The following is a 25,185-nucleotide window of genomic DNA, read 5'->3' as shown; positions in this document are numbered from 1 at the left end:
ACGCCGCACGCCGCACGCCGCCCGCTGCGGGCGGCACCGATGCGGAGTTCCCTCCCCAACGTCAGGGGCCGACGTACTCGAAGACGCCGCCGTACGGGTGCCGCAGCACCGCACGGCGGCCGTTCGGGGTGGGGTGAAGGGGCATCACGATTTCGGCTCCTCCCGCCTCCGCCTCCTCTACTGCGGCGTCCAGGTCGGCGACGGTGAGAGTCGCCGTCACGCCCGCGACGCGCTGCACCGCCTCATCGGGCCCGGCAAACAGGAGGAAAGGTCCGACGCTTGCCAGGGTGACCCCGGCAAAGGCGAACCGTGATGCGCTGCTTCCCGTCAACTTCTCGTAGAAGGGCACAGCCGCATCCAGATCGTCCACACGCTGTCGCACGATCGCTGAATCTATAGCCATGATCAACACCACCGTATCTTCATGCGCGCCCGCGAAGGTCATCCTGCAGACCCGCAAACCGCGGAACGCCAGTCACGTTCGAGACGCCGTCCGGCGCCGGACCTTAAGCGACGAGCTCAGAGCACGGGCCGCGAACAGGGGACCTCCAGGCGCCGGCGGCGTTCCTCGTAGGGCAGGGTGACCAGCTCGACGCTCCCCTCGGGCTGCAAGACATCGAACGCGACGAAGCAGGCCGGCCGCCGGGCGGCCAGGGCAGGCACCGCGCCGGGTCTGCACCAGGACCGGGCCGCACGGTCCGGCCGGGGCAAAGATCAGGGCGTGATGCCTGTCCAACTTCTGCTGTGCCCTGTTGGACAGTCGACAGTCCGTGTCTGCGGCCCTCGTGGCTACGCGTCCGTGGCGCCCCGCGCCACCGACGGGTCGAGGGAGTCGACGTCCTCCATGAAGCTCAGCATTCGGGCGTTGACCAGGTCGGGGTGGTCGATCTGCGGGCCGTGGCCGGTGGCGGCGACGATCTCGGCTCGGGCGCCGTGGATCAGGCGCGGTACGCGTTCCAGCTGTCGCTTGGGGTGTACGAGCAGGCTGCGCTTGCCCATGATCAGGTAGAACGGCGTCCGGATGGAGCCCAGTTCCGCGTCCGACAGCGGTAGCGGGGCGGGGCGGCGGATCCGGAAGGCCTTCACGCTGGCCTGGATCATCGCGCGGAGCTCGGGGACGACGATCACCGGCTGCTCCAGCCACTTGGCGAGGCGGGGGCGCCACGCCTTGGGGGCGTAGGTGGCGAAGAGGCTGGCGAAGATCCATACGAAGAAGCGCAGGCCGACCTTCTCCAGACCGCCCGGGTCGAGGGCGGTGACCGAGGCGAGGCGTTCGGGCCGCAGGTGGGCCTGGTTGATGACCAGCCAGCCGCCGTACGACGAGCCGACCAGGTGGACCTTGTCGAGGCCCAGCGCATCAAGGGCCTCGTCCATCCACTGCGCCGCGCGCTCGGGCTGCCACATCGGTTCGCGCTGGACGCTGCGGCCGGGGTCGCCGGGAGTGTCGAGGGCGAAGACGGGGCGCTCGGCGCTGAGGGCAAGGGTGTTGGGGTACCACTGGGCGGAGCAGCCTCCCGAACCGTGTATCAGGACCACGGGCGTGCGTGACTCGGCTCCCGGGTCGGCGGGGCCGTACCGATAGACGTGCGTGGTGCCGAAGCTCGTCTCGACGTCCGTCTCGGAGCGAGCGGTCGCGCCCTTCGTGTAGAGGACGTCGCACGTGGCGAAGTAGCGGTCGCGCAGCTCGTCATTCACGTAGTGGCCGATGTCGCGGCGTACTCGGGTCGTGTTCTCGGGCACGGGGCACCTCCAGGAAGATCAGGTCTTCGTGATACGAACGTACCATATTGTTGATACGGCGGTACCATGAAGGGTGTTCGGACCGAGCCGGACTGCGAGCCCATGAACCACCCACCCCACCCACGGCCGGAGACAGCACTGATGCCAAAACGCGTGGACCACGAGGAACGGCGCACCCAGATCGCCGAAGCGCTCATCCAAGTCGCGGGGCGGCGAGGGCTGCACGCCGTCGGCATGCGCGACGTGGCCGCCGAGGCCGGCGTATCCCTCCGGCTCGTGCAGTACTACTTCGAGACCAAAGAGAAGCTGCTCTTCTACGGACTCCAGCACCTGACCGACCGCTTCACCGCCCGCGTGGGCGCCCGACTGGCCGCCGCCGGCCCGGACCCCGGCCCCCGCGCGACGATCGAGGCGCTGCTGCTGGCATCCCTGCCGACCGACCAGGAGAGCCGGACCTTCCACCTCCTGTACAGCTCCTACTCGATCCTGTCCGTGACCGACGGAGCACTCGCCGCCCAGCCCTTCATCGACAACCCCGACGCGGCCGAGAACGCCCTCACGAGCCTGATCGAAGGAGCCCAGGCGGCAGGCCGGGCCGATCCCGGCGCCGACGCACGCACCGAGGCCATCAGCCTGCTCGCCATGACCGCGACCATGGGCACCAGCATCCTCGTGGCCCAACGGACACCGGAGTCGGCCATCGCCGTACTCCGCCACCACCTCGACCGCATCTTCACCGTCGGCGGCCACACCTCCCCGGACGCCGGACAACGGACAGGCGCCAATACCTGTCCATAATTTCGGCTCGAACCACGAGCCCGGCCCTGCCGGCAGCACCGTCACCGGTTCGGCGAGGGCGACGGATACGGGGCACCCCACGCGGCCGGCATCCGGCCGCCTGCAGTCAGGCGCGCGCCCGACTGCGCCGGCTTCTGAAGCCGCGCAGTGGGTGCCGGTGCCGGCCTTCGAGCGGGAGTGGGCGGCCGCGCTGGAGGAGTCCCGCCGCGCCTTCTCCCTCGCGGGCTGTACGCGGTCGTCCAGGACTGGCAGGGCCGCCTCGCCCGCGCCCCGGCCGTCGACGCGTTCGTCGCCTCCGCTACGACGACAGCGAGTCCATCGACGCGGCGGAGCTGGGGCTTTGGCCAGTGGAACGCAGACGACCCAGAGGGCGCCGACGTGCGCCACGCGTCCGTCGGCGCCGGCTCTGCCTCACCTACCGGGTGAACAGACCCCTGCGCCGCCTGACAGTCCTGAACATCGTCCGGCTCGGACAGTCGCCCCGCACCGTGCCCGGCCCCGCAAGCAGGCCGGGACGGGCCGTCGTCGTTGCGGGGAGGGCTCAGTGCCTGTCGTAGACGCCGAAGATGTCGATGACGAGGTCGATGTTGTTGCCGCTGCGGTTGAAGAAGTCGACGATGCCGTTGGCGCCGGTGCTCGCCTGGACCAGGTTCGGCACGGTCTTGCCCGCCGTCCAGTTCAGGTTGGAGGAGTTCGGCGCGATCGGCGGGGTGTGTGTCTTGTTCTGGTACTGCCAAAGGGCGTTGGGGTCGGGGGAGACCGTGAGGTATCCGGCACCGGTGGTGTTGGTGACCGTGGTGTTCAGGACCATGGCGGTGGTCGTGGGGTCTTCCTCCCCGTAGGTCGAGTAGAGGTAGCGGCCTGCCTTCAGCGCCCCGGAGGGCCACTGCGAGGCGTCGCGGGTGTCGAGGTCCCGGACGGGGCGGACCGGGATGTAGGCGCTCTGACTGTCCGGGCTGTAGTACCCGACGACATCGACGACGACGTCGGCCGGATCCCAGCTGCCGTTGCGGACGGCGATCTTGCCGTCCGCGCCGACCGGCACGATCACCGAATTGGCGATGGTCTGGCCGCCGCTGAAGTTCACGTTGGACGTGTTCGGCGCGCTCTGGCCGCTGGGGAAGACGGTCAGGAAGCCGGCCGTCCGCGGGTTGGTGACGGTCACATTCAGCGCCACCGCCCTGGCACCGGCCGGGATGCCGCGGCTACCGGCGACCTGGACGCCGAACTGGCCGCGTCCGGGGACCATGCCCCTGGACGTGCCGAGGCCCTCGCGGGTGTCGACGAAACGCGTCGGGTCCGTCGGCGTGTAGCCGTTGGCCGAGGACCGGGTGAAGTAGCCGGTCACGTCGGCGATCAGGTCCACGCCCCGGTCGCTGTGGTTGTACAGGTTCACGTAGCCGTTCTTGCCGACCGGCACGATGACCAGGTTCGGCACCGAGTCGCCGGCCGCGTAGTTCACGTTCGACGTGGTCGGACGCTCGGTGCCGTCGGCGTAGGCGCTGACGAAACCGGCGGCGCTGGTGTTGGTGGCCGTGACGTTGAGGACCACGGCGGCGACATCGGCCGGGATACCGCCGTTCCCGCCGACCTTCACGCGGGCCTCACCCCACGCCGGCACCTGGGCGGCCTGCGCCGCGCCCGTGCCGTCCCGGCTGTCGAGCAGACGGGTAGGGCTGTGCGGGGTGAACTCGGACCCCGGGGTGACGAACGGCATCTCGTTGGTCGCCGACGGGCCGTTCGCGCCGTCGACGCCGTACACGGTGACCTTGACCGTGTAGCTGCCCACCTCGGCATACACGTGGTGGGAAGTCTTGGTCTCGGAACCACCGGCGTGCTCGGTACTGGCCGTACCGTCGCCCCAGTCGATCACGACCGTGAGCGGCGTGCCCATGCTGCTGCTGATCTCGGACTTCAGCTCGATCACCCGGGCACTGGTACCCATACCGGTGAGACCGACCTTGAGGTCGGCGCTCGCCGTGGCGCCCGATGCCTGCGGCGCGGCCGCGGCCTTCTTACCGGGAGCCGGCAGGTTCTGCTGCACCGACCGGTCGGCCGGGCTGCTGAACGTGAACGCGTTCGCGGCGGTCTTGAGCAGATCCTTGGACTCGGTGACGCCACGGGCGCCATCGGTGGACGGTCCCGCGGCCTGGGCCATGCCCCCCGGCATGATCCCGACGCCTGCCGCGATCACGGCAGCGGAAAAACGAAGTCGGCGACTGCGCACCGGCCCCCCAATTGTGTTGTCGAACATTCGAGTTGATCTCGAACAAGCACTCACATTACAGAGCTGCACCGCCCGTCAAGGAGGGGTTTTTGGGGCGGCGCGACCGTGTAAACGACCCTTTGTGTCACCGGTGCGCCGCCGTTTGTGTTGTCGATCACGCGACCTGGTGCCTGAGGTCCGTCCGTCCCTCGCGGTCGCCCCCGGCGTCCTGGTGGTCACCGGCATCTTCGAGTGACCACGGCGAAATCCGCGGCGCGGCAACCCCGTCCCGTCGCGTACCTGCGCCTGCTGCCGGACGCCGCCGGCGCGCACGACGGGGCCCCGCTGCGCGGCCCGGTCGTGACGACGTACTCCCGCCACGACCGGGCGACCGGCTTCTGGCACCTGCGCGCGGAACGCGAACGGGGCATCGGGCACAGCGGGATGGCCCCTATCCCGCTGGAACCGTCCCGGATCCGCCTGCTCCCTACCGCTGAACGCTACCCGTTCGACGTCCTCAACCACCGTTTCGTCAGCGTGGATGCCTCCGCCTTCTACGTACGGGGCCGACGCCTGAACCCGGCTGGCGCGGACTCGGACCACCTGCGCCCCGAGTCCGCGCACCTGCTGCTGTCGCTGGCGGACTGCTCTCGCTAGTGCCGGGTGAGGCCCTGCGCAGGGCGGCGAGCCCGTGAGTGACCCCCGACAGGCGGCTGTACAGGGAATGCCCGGGAGACGGGGCCGGGGGCGGGGACGGCCTGCGGAGTGGGGTCAGTCGTCATTGTCCACGCGGTGGAGGGCGTGGCCGTCGATGGTGATGGCGTCGGTGGTCTTGATGGTGCCGGTGAGGTCGGTGAGGTTGCCTTCGAGGCGGATGGTGTTGCAGTCGGTGCGGTAGGTGCCCTTGTTGATGCCGATCTTGAAGACGGGGCAGTCCTTCTGGTTGCAGACGTAGTTGTTGATCTGTTCGAAGCGCCCGTCAGCGGTGAAGGTCAGTTTCTCGATGTAGTGGGTGATTCCGGGGCGGTTCTTGTCGACGGGCTCAGACCAGTGACCGACAAGGCGAACATCGTGGGCGGACGCCGAGGCCTTCCCGCCCCTCGCCTCGGACACGGGCGCGGGGGAGGCGGTGGCTGGTCCGACTGAAGTCAGTACGGTCAGGAGCAGCAGCGCGGTGGTCAGCCCTGCACGGGTTTTCGTTGTCGTCGTCATGGCGGGAGGGTCTCCTGTCCGTGCTGTCGGACCGGCGCGGGTGCCGGCTGACGCAGTCGGGGTCTGTGGGTTCGGCCGGGACCGGCGGGCGCGGATGCCGTGCGCGCCGGGGGAGCGGGGTTACGGGGCGGCCCGCCGCAGGCTGGGTGAAAGCCCAGGGCAGCCGAGGGTGTTGTCGGCCCGGGCACACCAGGCGCCACGCGGTTGCAGGTGCCCGCGGCACGGAGGGGTCCGACGGGGTGGTTCCGTTGGAAGTGTGGCGGTCGGGGTGCGGGCTCGTCGCACACGAGAGGTCAAGGGGGAGAGGCGGTTGTCGCCGGACGGACCGAACGTAGCCCTGAAGCACCCCGGGCTGTGCTCCGGAGGTTGCCGCCACGGCTCGTTCCGGGTGCCGTCCGGATGCCGAAAACCGGCTCCGCCGAGGTGCGGCAGGCGGTCCTACCTGCCCACTCCTGCCTTTCGGCGGGGAGGGCGGCGCCTGTCGGTGATCGGCTGGAGATGCACCACTCGTGTCGGCGCACGGACCCCATATCGACGTCCGGCAGCGACGACCGCCCGACGCTCAGGAAGCGCTCGAACAGCAAGTCGTGGTACAGCGGGTTGGCCGTCACCACGAACAACGCGGGGTTGACCATCGAGCCGGCGTCGCCCGCCCCACGGGCCGCACCCCGGACGCCCATCGTGCGCACGTCCGCGACGACCTGGGCGACCGCTGCCTCGGCAACCGCATCGCGCCGCCCGGGCCGGGCTCGGCGCCGACGATCTCGGGCTCGGGGAAGTGCGTCCGGCCCCGGTCAGGCGGCGGGCAGCGGTCGGTTCCCGTGCGGGTGCAGGCGGTCGGTGAGGAAGGCGAGGATCTCGTCGCGGGCCTGGGCCGTGGGGTGGCCGGCCTCGTCGACGAAATGGGCGGTGACGACGCTGTGCGGCGTGCCGACCAGGTCAGCGAAGAAGGGCGGCGGGGCCGGGTTGGCGGCGCTGTCCGGGAGGACGCGCCCGTCGAAGGCGTCGCCGAGCAGCGCGCGGTAAGCGGCGAAGCGCTGTCCCGTGCTGCTGCGCCGATTCGCCGAAGAGACCGGACGCAGCCCGCTGGCCCATCTGCAGTCCTCCCGGGTCCGCCGCGCCCGCCACCTGCTGGAGACCACCGACCGCACCGTCGCCGCCGTTTCGGCGGCCGTCGGCTACCGGGACCCCGGCACCTTCGCGGCCCTCTTCGCCCGCCACACCGGCTACCGCCCGAGCGCCTACCGGGCCGCCTTCCGCCGCACAGGGCGGGAGTCCGCCGCAGATGGGGGTGCATAGGCGGTGGTGGCCGGGGCGCGGTCTCATCACCGACATCCCTGCGCGGTGCCTGAACGTCCACGACGTCGCCGACCGGCTGCGCTCGCTGTGCTCGCAGCTCCTGATCGGGGTGCGGCCCGTCGCAGACCGCAGGTTCCCCGGATGCTCGTCCACGTCGGGACGCGCAGCGCCGACGAGCGATGCCGGGCCCGGCTGAGCGGGGATGACGGCGAGGGTATGGGCCGTGCCTCGGACGGCGCCGGCGGACCGGAGCGGGCCGGTGCATGACCTCCGGCCGCGAACGGTCACCTGCTCCCCATTGAGAGCACAGCACGGTTGGCGATCAAGGGGACGGCTGCCAGTCGGGCTGCGTGTTGTGCACCCCCTCGGTGGGCCCGCTGGTGATCCTCTGCTCTGATGTTCCGTCCAAGCTCTTGGTGTAAATGTCGGCGTTTCCGAGTCTGTTCCATGAGCTGTAGACGATCCAGGCACCGTCCGGCGAGAAGGCCGGCTGCCACTCGTCCGACACGTCGGTTGTGACTTGTCCGGCCAGGCCTTCGGGTCAGGAACCGGTTCAGTTCTGGTGCCACTCCGTGTAGGTGAACTCGTCCGCCGGGCTCGCGGGGGACGAATAGCCGTTCGAGAGGACGGTGACGTTGATGGTCGCGGGCTTGCCGACGCCGATGGTTACCGTGGGCGCCTTGACGAGCAGCTGCTGGGGGGCGTACTCGACGAGCTCGGCGAGGTGGTCCCCGAAGTAGACCTGGGCATCCGGGCCGAAGTAGAGGCCGCTGACCTGGACTTGGTCGCCGGCCCGGCCGCTGTCCGGGCTGATGCCGGTGACAACCACGGAGGCGGGGCCTCCGTAGGCGAACTGGCCGCGCGGGACGGCCGGCGAGGTGCCCAGATTGTTGGTGACCCGGATGTCGACCACGCCGACGCCGTCGGGCGCCCACGCGATCATCACATCGTCGCGGATGATGTCCTGCTTGGAGGCCGGCATGGTGCCGAAGTCGACCATGCCACCCTGGCCGAACCCGCTGCCGACGACCTCGACCGGGGCGCCGACCGTGCCGACGGGCTCCACGACGGTCACCACTGGACCCGACGGCACGTCAGGCGCGCCGAGGAGGGACAGATAGGTGGAGTTGGCGTGCTGGAAGGCCACCTGGCCCATGAAGTCCTGGAACGACTGCTTCACCACGTTCGGGTCGAAGGGGTCGTAGTCGGTGTTCAGCGCATCTTCCTTGCCCGGCTGGGCGTAAACGTTGGGGCCGGGGAGGGCGGCGAGCGTCGACATGACGGCCTTGACGTCATCGTCCTGCGCCGGGCCCGGGCTGGGGTACCACTGCTTGGTCTCCTCGAAGTTGTTCCAGGCCTGCGGCACCATGTCGTAGATGTTGTAGTGGCGCTCGTTCGCCTGCCAGACCAGGGAGTCGACGTAGGCGGCGAAGTCCGCTCCGCCGGCGGTGGGGGCAGCGAACGTGTGCAGCTCGAAGTTCGGCTTCCCGCCGGGCCAGGTGAGCGTCTGGAGGTAAGGGGCGACCATGGTCGCGATGCAGCCGCCCAGGCTGTGGCCGGTCACGTAGACCGTCGGGTTCGGCTGCGCCCGGCCCAGGGCGGTGGTGAGCGCCTGCGCCAGGGTGACACCCGCCGTGTTCATGGTGACGACCTCGGTGAACGCCTTCATCGCCCCCTTGGAGACCGAGACCGGGGACGGCATACCGGCGAGGCTGAACGGGACCACCGTGCCGACGTCGAGGTCCTCCATCAGATCGGTCACGCTGCCGACGGTGCCGCGGATCACCACGGCGAACGAGTTGGAGCTGTCGGTGTTCCTGGCGAGGTAGGCCATGTTGGCGTTGCCCGGACTCACCCCGAGCCAGGAGAGGACCCAGGTCCCCTGGGTGGCGAGTGAGGTGTCGGCCAGTTGCTGGTTGATGCCGAGGATGATCCGGGTGCTCTGTTCCGCGAGGGTCTCGCCCGAGGGGCGCGGGGTGGCGGCGGTCGCCGCGATCGCGGAGAGCGTCATGGTCACCTGTGGGACGGTCGGCTGGTTCGATCCGGTCGCCATGCTCGCTCCTCTGGGGTCGCCCGGTTTGGCCTGAGCAGGTTGGCGTCCAACCTACTTTTCGCCGGGGGATCCGTACGGGAGGCGGGTCCCGGGTTCACGCGATCAGGCCAGCGGCCGCTGCGGTCGTTCTCGTTCTGGCGGACAGGTGGTCCGTTTGCGGTGTCTGTTGGGTTCGGGACGGTGGTGTGATGCCGTCTATTGCGCCGGGCGGCGTGGTGCCCCTCCCTCAGCGGGCGGGAGGGCGGCCAGCAGCGACAAATGGCGGCTGTCCGACGGACCAGGCGCCTCGACACAGCGCCGGCGACGCCGGTGGTCGCGCCGGGCAGTTCGGCAGAGTGCCCGACGCGCCGTACGAGGCAGGAGCGCGCCGGTTCGGGTACGGGCTGCGGCTGGTCGGTGGATCGTGGCGCGGTGTGACGGTGTGTTCCGGGGGCCGGACCGGAGGGGTGTGGCTTGATCGTCGGGCGGTCCCGCGCAGGGGCCGGAGTATCAGCCGACGTCCGTGGCGCGTCCTGAATGCCGCGGCCCTTGCCGAGGAGCACCGATCGTGACACTGACCCTGCAACATGAAGTATTCCAAAGCGGTGCCGGGGGTGGGCGGCCGCGGCGCCCGGTCCGGCGTGCTGCTCTCCTGCTCGCCACGGCGGTTCTGCCGGCAGCGCTGCTGGTGGTGCCCGCGGCCACGCCCGCCGCGGCGGCGCCCGTGACCGTCACCTTCAACGCAGGCGCCAACCAGCCCTTCACCGTCCCGGCCGGCGTCACTCAGCTGACCGTCACCGCCACCGGCGCCGCAGGCCAGAACGCGCCCAACGGTGGCACAGGCGGGAGCGGTGCAACCGTCACCGGCGCCCTGACCGCCACCCCGGGCACCACCCTGTTCGTGAACGTCAACACCGGCGGCGGAGCAGTCACCGGAAACTTCGTGGGCGGCGTCGGCGGCGGTTCCAGCGACGTCCGCACCTGCAGCTCGGCCGCCTCCGGCTGCACCCTGACCGGCAGCCCCGGCATTGACCCCCGCCTCATCGTCGCCGGCGGCGGAGGCGGCGGCGGCTACGGTTCCGCCATCGGCGACTTCCAGGTCCCCGAGGCCACCGGCGGGGACGCCGGCAACACCGGAGGCGACGGCGGCGACAGACCGCAGGGCGGCGGCGGCGGTGGCGGAGGTACCCAGACCACCGGCGGCACCGGCGGAGCCGCATGCTCGCAGAACCCAACCACCGCCGGCACCGCCGGTACGGCCGGCACCGGCGGCACCGGCGGCACCGGCTTCGGGGGAGGCGGCGGCGGAGGCGGCTGGTTCGGAGGCGGCGGAGGCGGCGGCTGCGGCCAAATCAACAGCGATGCCACGGCAGGTCCTGGTGGTGGCGGTGGCGGGTCGAACCTCGTCCCGGTCGGTGGTACCCCCGGACCCGCCACCGGGCCGGCCCAGGTCACCATCACCTACGAACCGGCCCCGGCGACCTGCGCGACCGCCACGGCCACCATCACCGGCACCAACCGCAACGACGTCCTGACCGGTACCCCCGGCGACGACGTGATCTTCGCGCTCGCCGGGAACGACGTGGTCGACGGACGCGGCGGCAACGACCTGATCTGCGGCGCCGACGGCAACGACACCCTCACCGGCGGCAACGGCAACGACAACCTCATCGGCGGCAACGGCAACGACTCCCTGTCCGGCGGCGCCGGCAACGACGCCAACGACGGCGGCCCCGGCAACGACGCCCTCAACGGCGGTTCCGGGACCAACACCAACGACGGCGGACCCGGCCACAACAGCTGCACCAACCCCACCACCGGACCCGGCTGCAACGCCTGACCAACGATCACCAGAAACGGGCCCCGGCACGTCCCCCGCCGCAACGGCGACCGACGCACGGGGCCCGCTTCAACGCTCCGCGACACGGCTCCCGAACGCCCAGGGGCAGCCCTGCCACCTGCGGAAAAGAGGTTCAGACGCAGCTTCTCAGGCCTCAACCGGCCGCGGACGACGCCGAACTCACGGTGCTCCCCGGCGACGGTCCGACTGCGCGGGCCGAACTGCACACGGCGGCCGCGCGGGGTGCCGGCGCGCGGCTGTCGCCATCGGCGTGCGCGTCCCCGTTGCTTCCGACCTGGGTCGGAGGGCCGGCTTTCCAGCGGGACAGGAACATTCCGGTTCGCGGCTCGTGGATGCGCTGTTCCCGGCCGATCAACTGGCGGTTACGGAAGGTCGAGTGACCTGCATTCGCGCGACAACTCGTCGTGTCTGCAAGGCGATTACCGAACTACATGCCGGTTGTGGCGTAGGTCACCCGGGGAGAGAGTGAGCGCCCTCACCAGGGAAGAGGGCCACATGAGAGAAGACACTGTCGGCGGATCGTCACCGGCCGCCGCCGCCCCGCCTGTCCAGCGACTGAAGGCGAACTCCGTCGGACTCGTCGGCGTCGTGTTCATGGCGGTGGCGACGGCCGCCCCGATCACCGCAATGACCGGAAACCTGCCGATCGCCGTCGGTTTCGGAAACGGTACCGGAGCACCGGCCGGCTACCTCTTTGCGACGCTCGTCCTCACCGTGTTCGCGGTCGGCTACGTGGCCATGGCCAAGCGGATCACCGCTGCCGGAGCCTTCTACGGCTACATCTCCCACGGCCTGGGCCGGATCGCAGGCATGGCGTCGGGGATGCTCGCCGTCCTCGCCTACATCGTCTTCGAGGCCTCAATCGTCGGCGTCTTCTCCTACTTCGCCAAGACAACCGTCCACGACCAGCTCGGCATCGACCTCCCGTGGATCCTCTACGCGGCCGCGATGCTCGCTGTCACCGCCATCCTCGCGCACTTCGACATCAACCTCACCGCCAAGGCGCTGGGCGTCATGCTGGTCGGCGAGATCGCCGTCCTGTTCGCCGTCGCCACCGCCGTGCTGCTCGCGGGCGGCGGCCCTGACGGCATACCTCTGGAACCGGTCAACCCGAAGAACGCCTTCACCGGCACCTCCGCCGGCCTCGGCCTCTTCTTCGCCTTCTGGTCCTGGGTCGGCTTCGAATCCACCGCCATGTACGGCGAAGAGTCACGCGACCCCAAGCGCGTCATCCCCAAGGCCACTCTCGTCTCCGTGGTCGGCGTCGGCCTCTTCTACATCTACGTCTCCTGGATGACCATCTCCGGAAACGGCCTCACGCAGTCCGTCGAGCTGTCCGCCTCCGCCAACCCCCTCGACCTCTTCTTCTCCCCCACACAGACCTTCATCGGGCCCTGGGCCGTCGACACCTTCCAGTGGCTGCTGCTCACCGGTTCCTTCGCCTGCGGCATGGCCTTCCACCAATGCGCCGCCCGCTACCTCTACGCCATCGGCCGAGAAGGCTTCCTCTCCCCGAAGCTCGGCCACACCCACCCCCGCCACGGCTCCCCCTACCTCGCTTCCGTCGTACAGACCGCCGTCGCCACCGTCCTCGTCGCCGGATTCTGGCTCACTGGCCAGGACCCCTACCTGCACCTGTACACCCTCCTCGCGATCCTCGGCACGATGGCCATCCTCATCGTCCAGACCCTGTGCTCCTTCGCCGTCATCGGCTACTTCCGCAAGAACCACCCCGAAGACCGGCACTGGTTCAAAACGTTCACCGCGCCGCTCCTCGGCGGGATCGGCATGACCGCGGTCGTGGTCCTGCTGGTCCTGAACATGGAGACCGCCGCCGGCACCGCGGCTGGCTCCGTCGTCTTCACCCTGATCCCCTGGATCGTCAGCGTGGTCTTCCTCGGCGGCCTCGGCCTCGGCTTCTACCTCAAGATCAGGGCTCCCGAACGCTACGAGATCATCGGCCGGATCGTCCTGGAGGACGCCACCGAACGCACCGACCCCGCCGGCGCCCCGCCCCGCTCCACGTCCCCGTCATCGCCCGCCGCGAACGTCTAGGAGCCCCGCCATGGCCCGCACACCACTGATGCACACGCTGCGCCGCCTCGCCGCCGACCACGCTGCCGCCGACCGCCTGCAGATGCCGGCCGCGGAAATCCGAGGCTCCAGCCGCCGCGAACTCCTCACCCGGGCCGTCGCCCTCGGCCTCGGAACCGCCCTCGCCTCCGCGGCCGCGCCCGCCCACGCCGCCGAGACCCTCCCCGACAAGAAGCCCGCGACACCCGCCCGCGTCGCCGTGATCGGAGCCGGTATCTCCGGCCTCACCGCCGCCCTCACCCTGACGGACGCCGGCATCCCGTTCACCCTCTACGAAGCCAACCCCGCACGGGTCGGCGGACGGATGTGGACCCAGCGCACCCACTGGGCCCACGGGCAGACCTCCGAGATCGGCGGCGAGCTCATCGACACCAGCCACAAGAAGATCCTCGAGCTGTGCCGCCGCTTCGACCTGCCCACCGAGGACTTCCTGGGCGGTGGCCCCAACGGCGCCGAGGAGACCCTCTGGTTCAACGGCGAGTACTACTCCCGCACCCAGGCCGACGAGGACTTCAAGGCCGTCTACCAAGCTCTACGCCGCGACCTCCAGGCAGCCGGCGAAGTCAGCTGGAACTCCTCGACCCCCGCCGGTACCGCCCTGGACGACATGACCCTCTACGAATGGATCGAGACCCGCGTCCCCGGCGGCCACACGTCACAGCTCGGCCGCTTCATCGACGTCGCCTACAACGTCGAGTACGGCGCCGACACCACCGCCCAGTCCGCCCTCGCGCTGGTCCTTCTGATGGGCTACCAGCCCAATCCCGGTCATTTCAACGTCTGGGGCCTGTCCAACGAGCGCTACCACATCACCGGCGGCAACGACCGTCTCCCCAACGCCATCGCCTCCGCCCTGCCCGTCGGATCGATCGTCATGGGCCGCGAACTCCTCGCCGTGAGAGCCAACCCCGACGGCACTCAGACCCTCACCTTCAACGACTCCGGCGCCACCCGCACAGCCACCACCGACCACACCATCCTCTGTGTCCCCCTGCCGGTCCTCCAGCGCATCGACACCGCCGCCGCCGGCTTCGACCCCCTCATGCGCAACCTCCTCCGCGACTCCCGCATGGGCCACTGCACCAAACTCAACATGCAGTTCACCAACCGCCCCTGGCGTGGCGCCGGCCCCTGGCCCGGTATCTCCGCCGGAGACTGCTTCACCGACTCACCCGTCCAGCAGACCTGGGACACCACCAAGGTGCAGCCCGGCAATGGCGGCATCCTCCTCCAGTACGGCGGCGGCAGCCTCGCACAAGCCCTCACCCCGGCGACCCCCTTCGCCACCGAAAGCGACCCCTACGTACGCGACCTCGCCACCCGCATGCTCACCGGCATCGACGCCTTCTACCCCGGCACCAAGGCCGCGTGGACCGGGCGGGCCCAGCTCTCCGCCTGGCACCGCAACCCGCACTCGCTCGGCGCCTACTCCTACTGGCCCACCGGCTACCTCCACCGTTACGCCCGCTACGAAGGCACCGCTCAGGGCAACATCCACATCAGCGGAGAACACTGCAGCTACGACTTCCAGGGCTTCATGGAAGGCGGCGCCACCGAAGGAGCGCGGGCGGCACAAGAAGTGATCACAGCCCTTACCTGAACGGCCTCTTACCCCACACCCACCCCGCAGGGTTTCAGCCACGGACACTCCTCCCGGCGCCCACCTCGTTCCTGTCCGATGCGCCGGTACATCCGGGTTCAGGGGCCGGGGTGGCCCTGGTCCGGGTCGTCCTGCGGGGTCTGCCAGGATCCGCTGCGCGGCTGCGGGGGCGGGCCGACCGGGGAGCGGCGGCGGGCGGCGCGGCGGCTGCCCCACCAGAAGGCGGCGACCAGCAGGGCCGCGATCGCCGCGCCGACGAGGATCAGCAGCATGGACGGGGTTGCTTCGGCGGACAGCACGGTTGAGAGGTTCATGGTCGGCGCCTACCCCCGATCGTCCGCGCCGTGCATCGGGAGAGGGCCGCGAATTCCCGGGCATGGGAGAGGGGCGACGGGGCGGACGGCGTGTCGGCGAAGGAGCCCTGACCGAAGCCGCGCCCCGTTCCCGCTCCGCAGGGATCAGCGGCGGTGCACGGTGTGCAGCGCTTCGAGCAGGACCTTGGGGTCGTGGCCGCCCTTGTGGACCGGCGGTGGCTGCCGGTCCAGGTGGAGCAGGCGTGCCACGGCGGCCAGGCGGTCCGCACCGAGTACTCGACGGTGAACACCACGTCGTCGGGGACTTCGGCGTACTGGCCGATGAAGGCGAGGTTGGTGGATCCCGCCGGAACGACCTCGGGCCGGTCGCCGGCCTTGCGGACCAGGAACTGGCTGGTGATGTACGGCATCAGAGCCGGCCGCACGGTCGCGGACCCGATGAGGGCCGAGGGGGCCGGCTTGACCTTGACACAGTGACAAGGTCTTCACTGCGGTTCAGGAGGTGGTGGCGATGACCACGGCAGGACAGGACAGTCATACGGTGCGAGCGCTCCAGGAGCTGGAGGACACCCGCGCGTCGGTCCGGCTTCGGGCCGCGATGGCGATCGGCTCGATCCCGGACCCCCGGTCCGTCGAGAGGATCGTCGAACAGTGCGCGATCGAGCCCGAGTTCTCCGTACGCGAGATGCTGACGTGGGCGCTCACCCGTCACTCGGCGTCCGTCACGGTCCCGCGGCTGATCGACGAGCTCCGGTCCGAGCACCCGCAGGGACGCAGCCAGGCTCTGCACACGCTGTCCAAGATCGGGGATCGGCAGGCGTGGCCGGCGATCACCCGGGAGCTCCTGTCCGACGCCGACGACGAGGTGGCGCGCAGTGCCTGGCGGGCGGCGGTCGTGCTCGTGCCCGAGGGCGAGGAGTCCGAACTGGCCGGAGCATTGGCGACACAGCTCGGGCGGGGTGGGCGCGAGACGCAGCTGAGCCTCAGCCGGGCACTGATCGTGCTCGGCGAGGCCGCATCCGCGGCGCTGCGGGACGCGATGACGGATCTCGACCCCCGCGTGCGTCATCATGCGGTCGCGACGCAGCGACTGCTGCGCGACCCGGACGCCGGCTTCGAGTTCGCGATCGAGGAGGCGAAGCGCGTCGCGGCCCTGCAGGATCGGCCAGGAGGAGGAACGTAGTCCGTGTTGATCGGTGATGTGGCCAGGCGGTCCGGGGTCAGCGCCCGCATGCTCAGGCACTACGACTCGCTGGGCCTGGTGCGGCCGACGGGACGCACCGTCTCCGGCTATCGGGAGTACTCCGGCGAGGACATCCGGCGGATCTTCCACGTCGAGAGCCTGAGATCGCTGGGGCTGTCGCTGCGCGAGGTGGCGCGCGCCCTGGACGACCCCGGCTTCAGACCGGCGGAACTCGTCGAGGACCTCGTCCGCCAGACCCGGGAACGCATCGCCGTCGAGACGGCACTGCTCACGCGGCTGCGCCGGATCGGGGCCGCGGAACCGGCCGAGTGGGAGGACGTGCTCCAGACCGTCGCACTCCTGCACGCTCTGGGCTCGGAGAACGCCGCGAACCGGCAGCGCGCGGCGTTGTCCTCCGGCGAGGAGGCGGCCGTACCCGTGGACGCGCTGGTCGAGGCGGCGTTGGGTGAGGAGGATCCGGTCGTTGCCGGTGCCCTCCGGTGGGCCGTGGCGCAGTCGGGCGAGGCCGCCCTGGACCTGCTGGCGGAAGGCCTGGCCTCACCGGTGGCCGCGGTGCGGGAGCGGGCCGTCCGGTCCATCGCCGAGATTCCGCACGAGCGGGCGGCCGCCCTGCTGCAGGGCGCCCTCCGGAGCTCCGACAGTGCGGTCCGCGGGCATGCGGCCCTCGCGCTCGGAGCACAGGGAGCGCAAGGAGAACCGCAAGGGGAACAGGGAGCGGTCAACGTGGTCCCCACCCTGGTCGACATGATCGTCGAGGGGACGAACGACGTCGACGCTGCCGACGCGTTGAGCGCCCTGGCGAGCCGCCCCGCGTCGGCGGACCGGATCGCCACCGCCATCGTGGGCCGCCTCGCCGCCGGCCCCGACGAACTGCCCGCCCGGCGACGGCTGACCCAGGCGCTCGCGGACATCCCCGGAGCCGTGGCCGACCGCGCCCTCGCCGAGCTGTCGCACGACGAGGACCGTGCCGTCGCGCTGACCGCTACGTACCTCCTCACGCTTCGCGAGGCGCGACAGCCCGACTGAACGTCCCTTCGTTCCACGGCGGTTCCGCGGCGCTCCGCGGCGGTTGCGGGACGGTGGAATGGTTGATTCCGAAAGGGCTGCGGGCCCGTCACCGCATCGATCCGGTCACCCTGGTGGGCCGTTCGGTGAATCGGACGCGGCCGCCACCAGGGCAGTAGGTGAGGGAGAGGCCGCCGGGCCGGTCGACTCGCCGTTCTGTCGCACGGTGTGAGCGCCCGGACACCCGACGTGAACTGCACGAACACCCGTCCGATCGCCGATATGCGAACCAACTGTCCGTAAAACGACCGCCAATGTGCGGTAAACCTTCATGCCTGGCAGGCTCGGCCTCACTTCGGCGCTGCATGAAAGAGGCGGTGCCCCCAACAACCTTTGAATCGAAAGTGAGCCCTCTCATGCGTCACCGCTTAGCCACCGTCTCCGCCGCCACTCTCCTCTGCCTCACCGGCGCCACGGGCCTTGCGGAGGCGAGCCCCACGAGCCTGTACGCCCCCTCCGCCATGGTCTTCACCGTCACCCAGGGGGACGACGTCGCCACGGGCACCGTCCTGCGGGCGGCCGTCCTCAGCTGCGCCTACACCGCAGAGGGCACGCACCCCGCCCCCAGGGCCGCGTGCGACGCCCTGGGCGCCACCGACGGCGACTTCAACCGCCTGCTCGCCGCCCCGGACCCGAACCGCCCCTGCCCGCGGAACTACAACCCCGTCACCATCACCGCGGACGGCGTGTGGCGCGGCAGCCACGTCGCGTGGAAGCACACCTTCCCCAACGCGTGCGTGATGTCCGCGACCCTGGGCGGCAACGCCCTCTACGCGTTCTGACGCCGCCGGGTCTCAGCGGGTGCCGCTGCGGTCCGCGATCAGGCGGATCGCCGAGATCGTGAGGTCCGGGTCGTGCAGCTGGACGTAGTGGTCGCTGCCGGTCGCCAGGAGGTGCGGGGTCTGCGGACGCAGCCCCACCAGCGCCTGTTGGGCCTTCGGCCAGGCCTTCTCCAGCTCGGCGAGCAGCTCCCTGGACATGGTGGGAGGCGCCGCGAAGGGCGCGGTCTTGCTGAGCACCGCGACCGGGACCGCCGGGAGAGGTCCGCCGCCGTCGATGGCGGTCACCCCGCCGTCGATGTCGACCTGTTCGAAGTCGGGGTCGGCGTCGAAGGGCGTCCCCGGGTGCCTGAGCGCGTCGACGTACGCCGCCCAGTGCGCCCCCATCGCGGGCTTCAGCCCGGGGCCGAGCGCATCAACCAGGACCAGCCCGCGGACCTGCTCCGGGTGCGCCTGCGCGTACCGCAGGGCGAGCATCCCGCCGAAGGAGTGCCCCACCAGCAGGTAGGGCCCCGGTACGCGCCCGGCGGACAGCAGCCGGTCCAGGTCCTGGACCATGGCGGCCAGGGGCCGGGTTCCGCTCACAGGGGTGCTGCGCGTGGTGAGCGTCGGTGGCTGCGTGTAGCGGATGGTGCCGGGCCGGTCGTAGGTGCACACGCGGGTGAAGGCGGCCACACCGGGCAGCACCGCCGGGGCCTTCGGCACCGGCGGGCTGGTGTCGGTCAGCGACCACGGGTCGGAGGCCTCGTGCAGCCCGGACACCAGGATGACGGTGGGGCTGCCGGATCCCGCGCACTGCAGGTACAGGCTCCGCCCGCCGCCGATCTCCACCTGCCGCCCCGAGTCCCCGGAGCCGCCGGGCTCGCCGGAATCCGGCCCGGCGGCGGCCGTCATCAGCAGGAGGGCGGCCACCGCGGCTGCCGTCCGGCCGGCCACGCGCCAACGCATACCCCCAGCCTCCCGCGCCGCCCGGCGGCCCGCCAACCGGACCCGTCGCCCCGAGGGCTCCTTCGGGGCGACGTCCCACGAGGGCCTCACCCCGCGCGCCGGTCGCTCGCGGGGTGCCAGGGGATCTCCGCCCACACCTGCTTGCCGCCGCTGAGCGGCACCGAGCCCCAGGCCGCCGCCGTCGCCTCGACGATGAGCAGTCCGCGACCGCCCGTCGACTCCCAGCTCACCCATATCGGCTTGACGGGGCTGCGCGGCGAGGCGTCGTTCACGGCGATCCGCAGCCGGTCCGCCGACAGGGTCAGGTCCATCCCCACCTCGCCCTGCGTGTGCGCGATCGCATTGGTGACCAGCTCGGACACGACCAGCAGGGCCTCGTCGAGCGTGTCCACCACGCCCCAGGACCGCAGGATGCGCGCGGTGAAACGGCGCGCGTGCAGGACCGCGTTGGGCACCCGCCACACCGTCCAGTGGCTCCGCTTCGGCCGGTCGCCCGTGCCGTCGTAGCGCAGCATCAGCAGCGCCACGTCGTCGTCGCGCCGCCGGCCCCCGCCGACGAGCAACTCGTCGGCCACCTCTCCGGCATCGACCGGGTCGGCCGCGGCGAGCACCTCGCACACCCGCCGCATGCCCTCCTCCAGAGGCAGCCTGGCCGACTCGACCAGGCCGTCCGTCAGCAGGACGAGCAGGGTGCCGGGGAGCAGCCCCACCTCGGTCATGGGGAATTCGGCTTCCGCGAGCACCCCGAGGGGAGGCCCGCCCTCGACCACCATCTCCTCGGCGACGCCGTCCGGATGACGCAGGATCGGCGGGAGATGGCCCGCCCGTACGACCCTGGCGATGCCCTCCTCCATGTCCAGGTCCACATATCCGCAGGTGGCGAACAGATCGGTCTCCATTCCGGCGAGCAGACGGTTGGCCCGCGCGACCACCACGTCGGGCGGGTGCCCCTCCACCGCGTAGGCCCGCACCGCCGTCCGCATCTGGCCCATGATGGTGGCGGCCCCCGCGCTGTGCCCCTGTACGTCCCCGATCACGAACGCCACATGGCCGTCGCGCAGCGGAATGACGTCGTACCAGTCGCCGCCGACCTCCAGACCGGCCGTGGCGGGCAGGTAGCGGGCGACGGCGATCCCGCCCGGCAGCTCCGGGAGCTTACGGGGCAGCAGACTGCGCTGGAGCATGGTGGCGAGTTCGTGGCCCGCGTCCAGTGCGTGGGCGCGTACCAGCGCCTGCCCCACCAGCCCCGCCGTCGCGGTCAGCAGCGACCGCTCCTCCGGTCCGAACCGGTGCTCCCCGTCCCACCCCACCAGACACACCCCGACCATCCGGCCGTCGGCGGGCAACGGCACCACCGCGAGGCCGCCGGGCCCGACGCCCAGAAGACCGGGTTCCAGAGCCTCGCCCGGCGGCCACAGGCTCAAGTGCCCGCCGCGCAGGGCGCTCTGCAGGGTGGGGAGGTCGCTGAGCGACACCTCGGGCCACTCGGACCGCCACTCCGAGCGCCAGACCTCGGGCCAGGCATCGGACTCCGGAGGGCCGAGGGCGGTGACGATGAGCCGCTCGCTCTCCAGTTCGCCGACCGCGACCCGGGACGCGCCGAGCGGTTCGCGCAGGGCGGCGACCGCCAGCCGGCTGACCTCGCGGATCGTCGCCGCGCCCGCCAGTGTTGCGGACAACCGCTGGACGAGGGAGACCTCGTCGGCGCTGGGGCGCAGATAGGTGGCATCGGCCACCACACCCAGGACGCGGCGCGGCGTTCCGCCGGGGTCCACCTCCACACGGCACCGCAGCCCCAGCCAGCGCAGCTCGCCGTTCGGGCGGCGGATACGGAACGCCAGCTGCTGCCCGGTGGCGGCCAGCCGGTCCGGCTCCACGATCGCCATCAGCGCGGGCATGTCGTCGGGGACGGCGCAGGCGAGCAGGGTCTCCACCTGCCCGTCGAACTGCTCGGGAGGCAGTCCGAGCAGTTCCAGTACGTGCGCGTGGGCCTCCATCCGGCCGGTGCCCAGTTCCAGGATGAACGCGCCGCCCTGGTCGGGTACCAGGGACTGACCCAGATGTGCCTGCGGGGCCGGGGGCCTGCGTCCGGCGAAGCGCGCGGCGACCGATTCGAGTCCGGCGGCCACCTGGTCGGCGTAGAGCTCCAGAAGGCTGCGGTCGTCGGCGCTGAAGCCGTCCCTCGCCTGCCCGGCGACGATCAGGCAGCCGAGCTCCTGCGCGCCGTGTCCCAGGGGCAGTGCGCCCAGCGAGATCCGGGCCGGCGAGTCGGGGGCACCGTCCCGGACCCGGGTCGGGAAGTGGTGCGGGTCGTCCTCGATGAACGAGGCCAGCTCCTTCGGAGTCAGCCACAGCGGGCGGCCGGAGCGGAAGGCGTTGGCGGCGGGCGAATGTCCGGCCAGGGCGAGGATCGCGGGCAGCCCGTAGAGGATGCCGCGGTTGCCGGTCAGCTCGGCGAGATGCAGTTCCCTGCCCTGGTCGGCGACCACGTAGACAGCGGCGAGCTCGGCCCCGCAGAACGCAAAGCGATGACTTGTCACTTTCCGTATCACATCCTCCGGAGGGCATCCCGCCGATCGCCCTCCCTCCATGCTGTCGCCCCCGGGGCCGTTCGGGCGACTCGGAATACGGACGCTACGCCGGGCTCGCCGCACCGTGGTCCTCCTCCTCGTCCTCGCAGCGGTCGACGAGGACGACCGCGACGTCGTCCGCCAGGCGGCTGCGGGTGTGCCGGAGCAACGCCTGGTGCAGGCCCTCCAGGAACGACGCCCGGGAGTGGTCGCGCATGGCCGCCATGGCCTCGGCCAGGTCGAAGAAGGTGCCGTTCCCGTCACGGGCCTCGATGACGCCGTCGGTGTACAGCAGCAGCCGGTCACCCGGCACGAACGGATAGCGGTCCGGCCGCTCGGGAGGACCGCTGATGAACTCCTCGAGACCGAGCGGCGGCAGCGGGGCGGTGGGCATCAGGGGCCGGACCGTGCCGTCGTGCAGCAGCAGCGGTGGCGGATGACCCCGGTTGATCACCTCGACGTGCGGGCCGTCCGGGATCTGGGCCACGAGAGCGGTGACGAAACCCTCCAGGAGGAGGGCGTCGTCGCCGCCGGTCACGCCCGCGGCGACGGCGTCCCGCCGCAGGGCCGCTACGCACCGGTCGATGACCTCCACCAGGTCCTCCTCGTAGTGCACGGCCTCCCGGAACGCCCGCAGGACGATCGCGGCCGCCCGTACGGCGGGCAGTCCCTTGCCCCGGACGTCCCCGACGATCATGCGGACCCCGTACCGGGTCTGGACCACGTCGTAGAGATCGCCACCGATCTGCGCCCCGGTCTCGGCCGCCAGGTACGTGCTGGCCGCCCGCACGGGGCCCAGCCGGTCCGGTACCGGCCGCAGCAGCACCTCCTGGGCGGCCGTGGCGATCCGGCGGACCTGGTTGAGTTCGTTCTCCCGGCGCGTGCGCGCGGTGCGGCTCGTCAGGAAGCTCGCCACCGAGACCAGGAACAGGGCGAGGAAGTTCGTGTAGACCTGCTGGCTGCCCCAGGCCTGGTTGTAGGTGGCGGTGGTCACGCTGACCCCGACGGCCGTCCCCGCTGCCGCGAGCGTGCCCGTGGGCCCCATCGTCACCGCCGCCAGTGCCGGTGTCGCCACCAGCAGGGGGCCGGTGTACAGCACGTGCAGGGGAGTGAACTCGATGAGCAGCACCAGCAGGGCGATCGCGAAGGGCACGCACGCCGCGAAGACGAAGAGGACCTGGTGGTGACCTTCGGCTCGCGGTCCAGGGGGCGAGCGCAAGGGCGCTCTCATGAGTCCAGCCTGCCCCTCCCGGACCGGTGGCCGCCACTCCGGCCCCGAGCCGTCCCCTCCGGATCCTGCCGGGCCCGCGACGCCCGGGCATGCCCGGTGCGGGCCTGCGCGTGGTACGGCCCCGACGGGGCAGAATCGGTCCATGAGCAGGACAGGTCCATGAGCAGGACAGACCGCGGCAGCCGGGTGATCGCGGCTCCGCCGGCGGCCGTCTACGCCGCCCTCCTGGACCGGGAATCCGTGGAGACATGGCTGCCGCCGGACGGGATGCGCGGGAGGGTCGAGCGGTGGGACCCTCGGCCCGGCGGGGGATTCCGTATGGTCTTGACCTACCTCGATCCCGCCGACGGGCTCGGCAAGACGTCGGATGCGACGGACGTCGTCGAGGTCGTCTTCGCGGACCTGGTGCCTGCGCGGCGCGTGGTGCAGCGGGCGGTCTTCGAGGCCGACGACCCCCGGTACGCGGGGACCATGACCATGACCTGGCACCTCGCCGCCGTCGGTGGGGGGACCGAGGTGAGCGTCACGGCCGAGGACGTGCCGCCCGGCATCGACCGGGCCGCGCACGAGGCCGGGATCGCCTCCTCGCTGGCCAACCTGAGCTCGTACGTCGAAGCCGCCCGGCCCGGGACGCCGCAGCCCGGGCGGTGAGTCCCCGGGTCAGTCGGCCGTGGCGAGTTCGCCGCTGAGCTTCCGGTGCAGGTGGGCGCTGGGACCGTTCAGGCCGGTGATCTCGACGGTCTTGCCGCGCTGGGCGTAGCGGTGCTCGATCGCGTCGAGTGCCGCGACCGACGAGGCGTCCCAGACGTGTGCCGCCGACAGGTCGATGACGATCCTGTCGGGGTCGCCGGCGTAGTCGAAGCGGCCGACGATCTCGTTGGAGGAGGCGAAGAACAGCTGGCCGCTGACGGCGTAGACCACCTGGCTGCCGTCGGGGTCGGTGACCGCCGTGACATCGGCGAGCCGGGCGACGCGCCTGGCGAAGATGACCATCGCGGTGACGGATCCGGCGACGACGCCGACGGCGAGGTTGTGGGTGGCGACGACGCAGGCCACGGTGACGACCATGACGGTGATCTCGCCCGCGGGCATCCGCCGCAGCGTCCCGGGAGCGACGGAGTGCCAGTCGAAGGTCGCGAAGCAGACCATGATCATGACGGCGACCAGGGCGGCCATCGGGATCTCGGAGACGACCGGGCCGAAGACGATGCACAGCACCATCAGGAACACGCCCGCGAGGAAGGTGGACAGGCGGGTCCGGGCGCCGGATACCTTCACGTTGATCATGGTCTGGCCGATCATCGCGCAGCCGCCCATGCCGCCGAAGAACCCGGTGACGATGTTCGCGACGCCCTGCCCGATCGACTCCCGGGTCTTCGACGAGGCGGTGTCGGTGATCTCGTCGACCAGCTTCGCCGTCATCAGGGACTCCATCAGCCCGACGAGCGCCATGGCGAAGGCGTACGGGGCGACGGTGGTCAGCGTGGCGAGGGTGAACGGTACGTCGGGCAGTCCGGGAACGGGCAGCGCGGACGGCAGCGCGCCCTTGTCCCCGACCGTCGGCACGGCGATTCCGGCAGCGACGGTGATCACGGTGAGGATCGCGATCGACACCAGCGGGGCCGGGACCGCCTTGGTGATCCTCGGGAACAGGACCAGCAGCGCCAGGCCGGCGGCGAGGAGCGGGTAGACGGCCCACGGCACGTTCCGCAGCTCCGGCACCTGGGCCATGAAGACGAGGACGGCCAGGGAGTTCACGAAGCCGACCATCACCGAGCGAGGGATGAACCGCATCAGCTTCCCCACGCCCAGCGCGCCGAGGACGATCTGGAAGACCCCGGCCAGGATGACAGCGGCCACCAGGTACCCGAAGCCGTGCTGGCGGTTCAGCGGAGCGATGACGAGGGCCACGGCTCCGGTGGCGGCGGAGATCATCGCGGGCCGTCCGCCGACGACGGCGATGGTCACGGCCATGGTGAAGGAGGCGAACAGGCCGATCGCCGGATCCACCCCGGCGATGATCGAGAAGGAGATCGCCTCCGGGATCAAGGCCAGCGCGACCACCAGCCCGGCGAGCACCTCGGTACGCAGCACCTTCGGCGACGGCCAGGACGGGCGGAGGCCGCGCAGACGCACGGGTATGGACACGGCGGAGTCGGGCAAGGGGAGCAGACCTGTCAGGCGGGCACACCGCCGACGGGCGGGCGTACGAAGGACGGACGGAACGACGGA

The 25,185-nt window shown here is 71.1% G+C and carries 23 protein-coding genes and 2 pseudogenes; 10 read left to right on the top strand and 15 right to left on the bottom strand.

Annotation, left to right across the window (positions count from 1 at the left end):
* Nucleotides 1–61: 61 nt before the first annotated feature.
* The 3 genes from OG373_RS05540 to OG373_RS05530 all read right to left on the bottom strand — a co-directional run bounded on the left by OG373_RS05540 (nt 62) and on the right by OG373_RS05530 (nt 1,740).
* Nucleotides 62–445 carry a VOC family protein gene (locus OG373_RS05540; protein WP_405436309.1) on the bottom strand — a complete coding sequence of 128 codons (384 nt, stop codon included), beginning with the start codon at nt 443–445 and terminating at the stop codon, nt 62–64.
* A gap of 74 nt (nt 446–519) precedes the next feature.
* Nucleotides 520–663, bottom strand: coding sequence for a hypothetical protein (locus OG373_RS05535; protein ID WP_405436307.1), 144 nt, complete (start codon nt 661–663; stop codon nt 520–522).
* Between the two features lie 126 nt (nt 664–789).
* On the bottom strand, nt 790–1,740 hold the full coding sequence (locus tag OG373_RS05530) for an alpha/beta fold hydrolase (protein ID WP_405436306.1): 951 nt from the start codon (nt 1,738–1,740) through the stop codon (nt 790–792).
* 141 nt (nt 1,741–1,881) lie between these two features.
* On the opposite strand from OG373_RS05530, the gene OG373_RS05525 reads away from it, so the two are divergent.
* Nucleotides 1,882–2,538 carry a TetR/AcrR family transcriptional regulator gene (locus OG373_RS05525; RefSeq protein WP_405436304.1) on the top strand — a complete coding sequence of 219 codons (657 nt, stop codon included), beginning with the start codon at nt 1,882–1,884 and terminating at the stop codon, nt 2,536–2,538.
* A gap of 541 nt (nt 2,539–3,079) precedes the next feature.
* On the opposite strand, the gene OG373_RS05520 is transcribed toward OG373_RS05525, so the two are convergent.
* Nucleotides 3,080–4,696, bottom strand: coding sequence for a hypothetical protein (locus tag OG373_RS05520; protein WP_405436302.1), 1,617 nt, complete (start codon nt 4,694–4,696; stop codon nt 3,080–3,082).
* A gap of 300 nt (nt 4,697–4,996) precedes the next feature.
* On the opposite strand from OG373_RS05520, the gene OG373_RS05515 reads away from it, so the two are divergent.
* Nucleotides 4,997–5,401: a hypothetical protein gene (locus OG373_RS05515; RefSeq protein ID WP_405436301.1), complete on the top strand. Its 405-nt coding sequence runs from the start codon at nt 4,997–4,999 to the stop codon at nt 5,399–5,401.
* A gap of 114 nt (nt 5,402–5,515) precedes the next feature.
* Here OG373_RS05515 and OG373_RS05510 read toward each other — a convergent pair whose 3' ends face one another.
* The 3 genes and pseudogenes from OG373_RS05510 to OG373_RS05500 all read right to left on the bottom strand — a co-directional run bounded on the left by OG373_RS05510 (nt 5,516) and on the right by OG373_RS05500 (nt 7,098).
* Nucleotides 5,516–5,956 (bottom strand): hypothetical protein, encoded by a 441-nt coding sequence (locus OG373_RS05510; protein WP_405436300.1) that lies wholly within the window; start codon nt 5,954–5,956, stop codon nt 5,516–5,518.
* 506 nt (nt 5,957–6,462) lie between these two features.
* Nucleotides 6,463–6,746, bottom strand: a pseudogene (locus tag OG373_RS05505) (hypothetical protein); the annotation flags it as partial.
* Nucleotides 6,747–6,750: 4 nt separating this feature from the next.
* Nucleotides 6,751–7,098: a hypothetical protein gene (locus OG373_RS05500; RefSeq protein ID WP_405444382.1), complete on the bottom strand. Its 348-nt coding sequence runs from the start codon at nt 7,096–7,098 to the stop codon at nt 6,751–6,753.
* Here OG373_RS05500 and OG373_RS05495 point away from each other — a divergent pair.
* Nucleotides 7,001–7,255: a helix-turn-helix domain-containing protein gene (locus OG373_RS05495; RefSeq protein ID WP_405436298.1), complete on the top strand. Its 255-nt coding sequence runs from the start codon at nt 7,001–7,003 to the stop codon at nt 7,253–7,255. The two genes, OG373_RS05500 and OG373_RS05495, sit on opposite strands and share 98 nt — an antisense overlap.
* Before the next feature lie 322 nt (nt 7,256–7,577).
* On the opposite strand, the gene OG373_RS05490 is transcribed toward OG373_RS05495, so the two are convergent.
* Both OG373_RS05490 and OG373_RS05485 read right to left on the bottom strand, forming a co-directional pair.
* Nucleotides 7,578–7,763 carry a TolB family protein gene (locus OG373_RS05490; RefSeq protein WP_405436296.1) on the bottom strand — a complete coding sequence of 62 codons (186 nt, stop codon included), beginning with the start codon at nt 7,761–7,763 and terminating at the stop codon, nt 7,578–7,580.
* A 45-nt stretch (nt 7,764–7,808) separates the two neighbouring features.
* A complete protein-coding gene (locus OG373_RS05485; protein ID WP_405436294.1) occupies nt 7,809–9,308 on the bottom strand; it encodes a lipase family protein in 1,500 nt (499 codons plus the stop codon).
* Nucleotides 9,309–9,855: 547 nt separating this feature from the next.
* Here OG373_RS05485 and OG373_RS05480 point away from each other — a divergent pair.
* From OG373_RS05480 to OG373_RS05470, 3 genes are all read left to right on the top strand, one after another.
* On the top strand, nt 9,856–11,127 hold the full coding sequence (locus OG373_RS05480) for a calcium-binding protein (protein ID WP_405436292.1): 1,272 nt from the start codon (nt 9,856–9,858) through the stop codon (nt 11,125–11,127).
* A gap of 516 nt (nt 11,128–11,643) precedes the next feature.
* Nucleotides 11,644–13,203 (top strand): APC family permease, encoded by a 1,560-nt coding sequence (locus tag OG373_RS05475; protein ID WP_405436290.1) that lies wholly within the window; start codon nt 11,644–11,646, stop codon nt 13,201–13,203.
* A 10-nt stretch (nt 13,204–13,213) separates the two neighbouring features.
* Complete coding sequence (locus tag OG373_RS05470) at nt 13,214–14,842, top strand: flavin monoamine oxidase family protein (RefSeq protein ID WP_405436288.1); 1,629 nt, start codon at nt 13,214–13,216, stop codon at nt 14,840–14,842.
* Between the two features lie 98 nt (nt 14,843–14,940).
* Here OG373_RS05470 and OG373_RS05465 read toward each other — a convergent pair whose 3' ends face one another.
* Together OG373_RS05465 and OG373_RS05460 are read right to left on the bottom strand one after the other, a co-directional pair.
* Nucleotides 14,941–15,156, bottom strand: a complete 216-nt coding sequence (locus OG373_RS05465; RefSeq protein ID WP_405436286.1) for a DUF6479 family protein — start codon at nt 15,154–15,156, stop codon at nt 14,941–14,943.
* 144 nt (nt 15,157–15,300) lie between these two features.
* Nucleotides 15,301–15,584: pseudogene (locus OG373_RS05460) on the bottom strand (oleate hydratase); the annotation flags it as partial.
* Between the two features lie 83 nt (nt 15,585–15,667).
* On the opposite strand from OG373_RS05460, the gene OG373_RS05455 reads away from it, so the two are divergent.
* The 3 genes from OG373_RS05455 to OG373_RS05445 all read left to right on the top strand — a co-directional run bounded on the left by OG373_RS05455 (nt 15,668) and on the right by OG373_RS05445 (nt 18,207).
* On the top strand, nt 15,668–16,339 hold the full coding sequence (locus tag OG373_RS05455) for a HEAT repeat domain-containing protein (protein ID WP_405436284.1): 672 nt from the start codon (nt 15,668–15,670) through the stop codon (nt 16,337–16,339).
* A 3-nt stretch (nt 16,340–16,342) separates the two neighbouring features.
* Nucleotides 16,343–17,386: a MerR family transcriptional regulator gene (locus OG373_RS05450; protein WP_405436282.1), complete on the top strand. Its 1,044-nt coding sequence runs from the start codon at nt 16,343–16,345 to the stop codon at nt 17,384–17,386.
* A 395-nt stretch (nt 17,387–17,781) separates the two neighbouring features.
* A complete protein-coding gene (locus OG373_RS05445) occupies nt 17,782–18,207 on the top strand; it encodes a subtilase-type protease inhibitor (protein ID WP_397727944.1) in 426 nt (141 codons plus the stop codon).
* 12 nt (nt 18,208–18,219) lie between these two features.
* Here OG373_RS05445 and OG373_RS05440 read toward each other — a convergent pair whose 3' ends face one another.
* From OG373_RS05440 to OG373_RS05430, 3 genes are all read right to left on the bottom strand, one after another.
* Nucleotides 18,220–19,152 (bottom strand): alpha/beta fold hydrolase, encoded by a 933-nt coding sequence (locus tag OG373_RS05440; protein ID WP_405436279.1) that lies wholly within the window; start codon nt 19,150–19,152, stop codon nt 18,220–18,222.
* A gap of 86 nt (nt 19,153–19,238) precedes the next feature.
* A complete protein-coding gene (locus OG373_RS05435; RefSeq protein ID WP_405436278.1) occupies nt 19,239–21,692 on the bottom strand; it encodes a SpoIIE family protein phosphatase in 2,454 nt (817 codons plus the stop codon).
* Nucleotides 21,693–21,786: 94 nt separating this feature from the next.
* Nucleotides 21,787–22,953 (bottom strand): PP2C family protein-serine/threonine phosphatase, encoded by a 1,167-nt coding sequence (locus OG373_RS05430; RefSeq protein WP_405436276.1) that lies wholly within the window; start codon nt 22,951–22,953, stop codon nt 21,787–21,789.
* Nucleotides 22,954–23,112: 159 nt separating this feature from the next.
* On the opposite strand from OG373_RS05430, the gene OG373_RS05425 reads away from it, so the two are divergent.
* Complete coding sequence (locus tag OG373_RS05425) at nt 23,113–23,604, top strand: SRPBCC family protein (RefSeq protein ID WP_405436275.1); 492 nt, start codon at nt 23,113–23,115, stop codon at nt 23,602–23,604.
* 9 nt (nt 23,605–23,613) lie between these two features.
* Here the strand turns inward: OG373_RS05425 and OG373_RS05420 are convergent, their stop codons facing one another.
* The gene (locus tag OG373_RS05420; protein WP_405443946.1) at nt 23,614–25,101 is read right to left on the bottom strand and encodes a SulP family inorganic anion transporter; all 1,488 of its coding nucleotides are present in this window, start codon (nt 25,099–25,101) and stop codon (nt 23,614–23,616) included.
* Nucleotides 25,102–25,185: the final 84 nt, after the last annotated feature.

Source organism: Streptomyces avidinii (genome assembly GCF_045161815.1).
Lineage (GTDB): Bacteria > Actinomycetota > Actinomycetes > Streptomycetales > Streptomycetaceae > Streptomyces > Streptomyces avidinii.
This window is presented reverse-complemented; position numbering and strand designations above follow the sequence as displayed.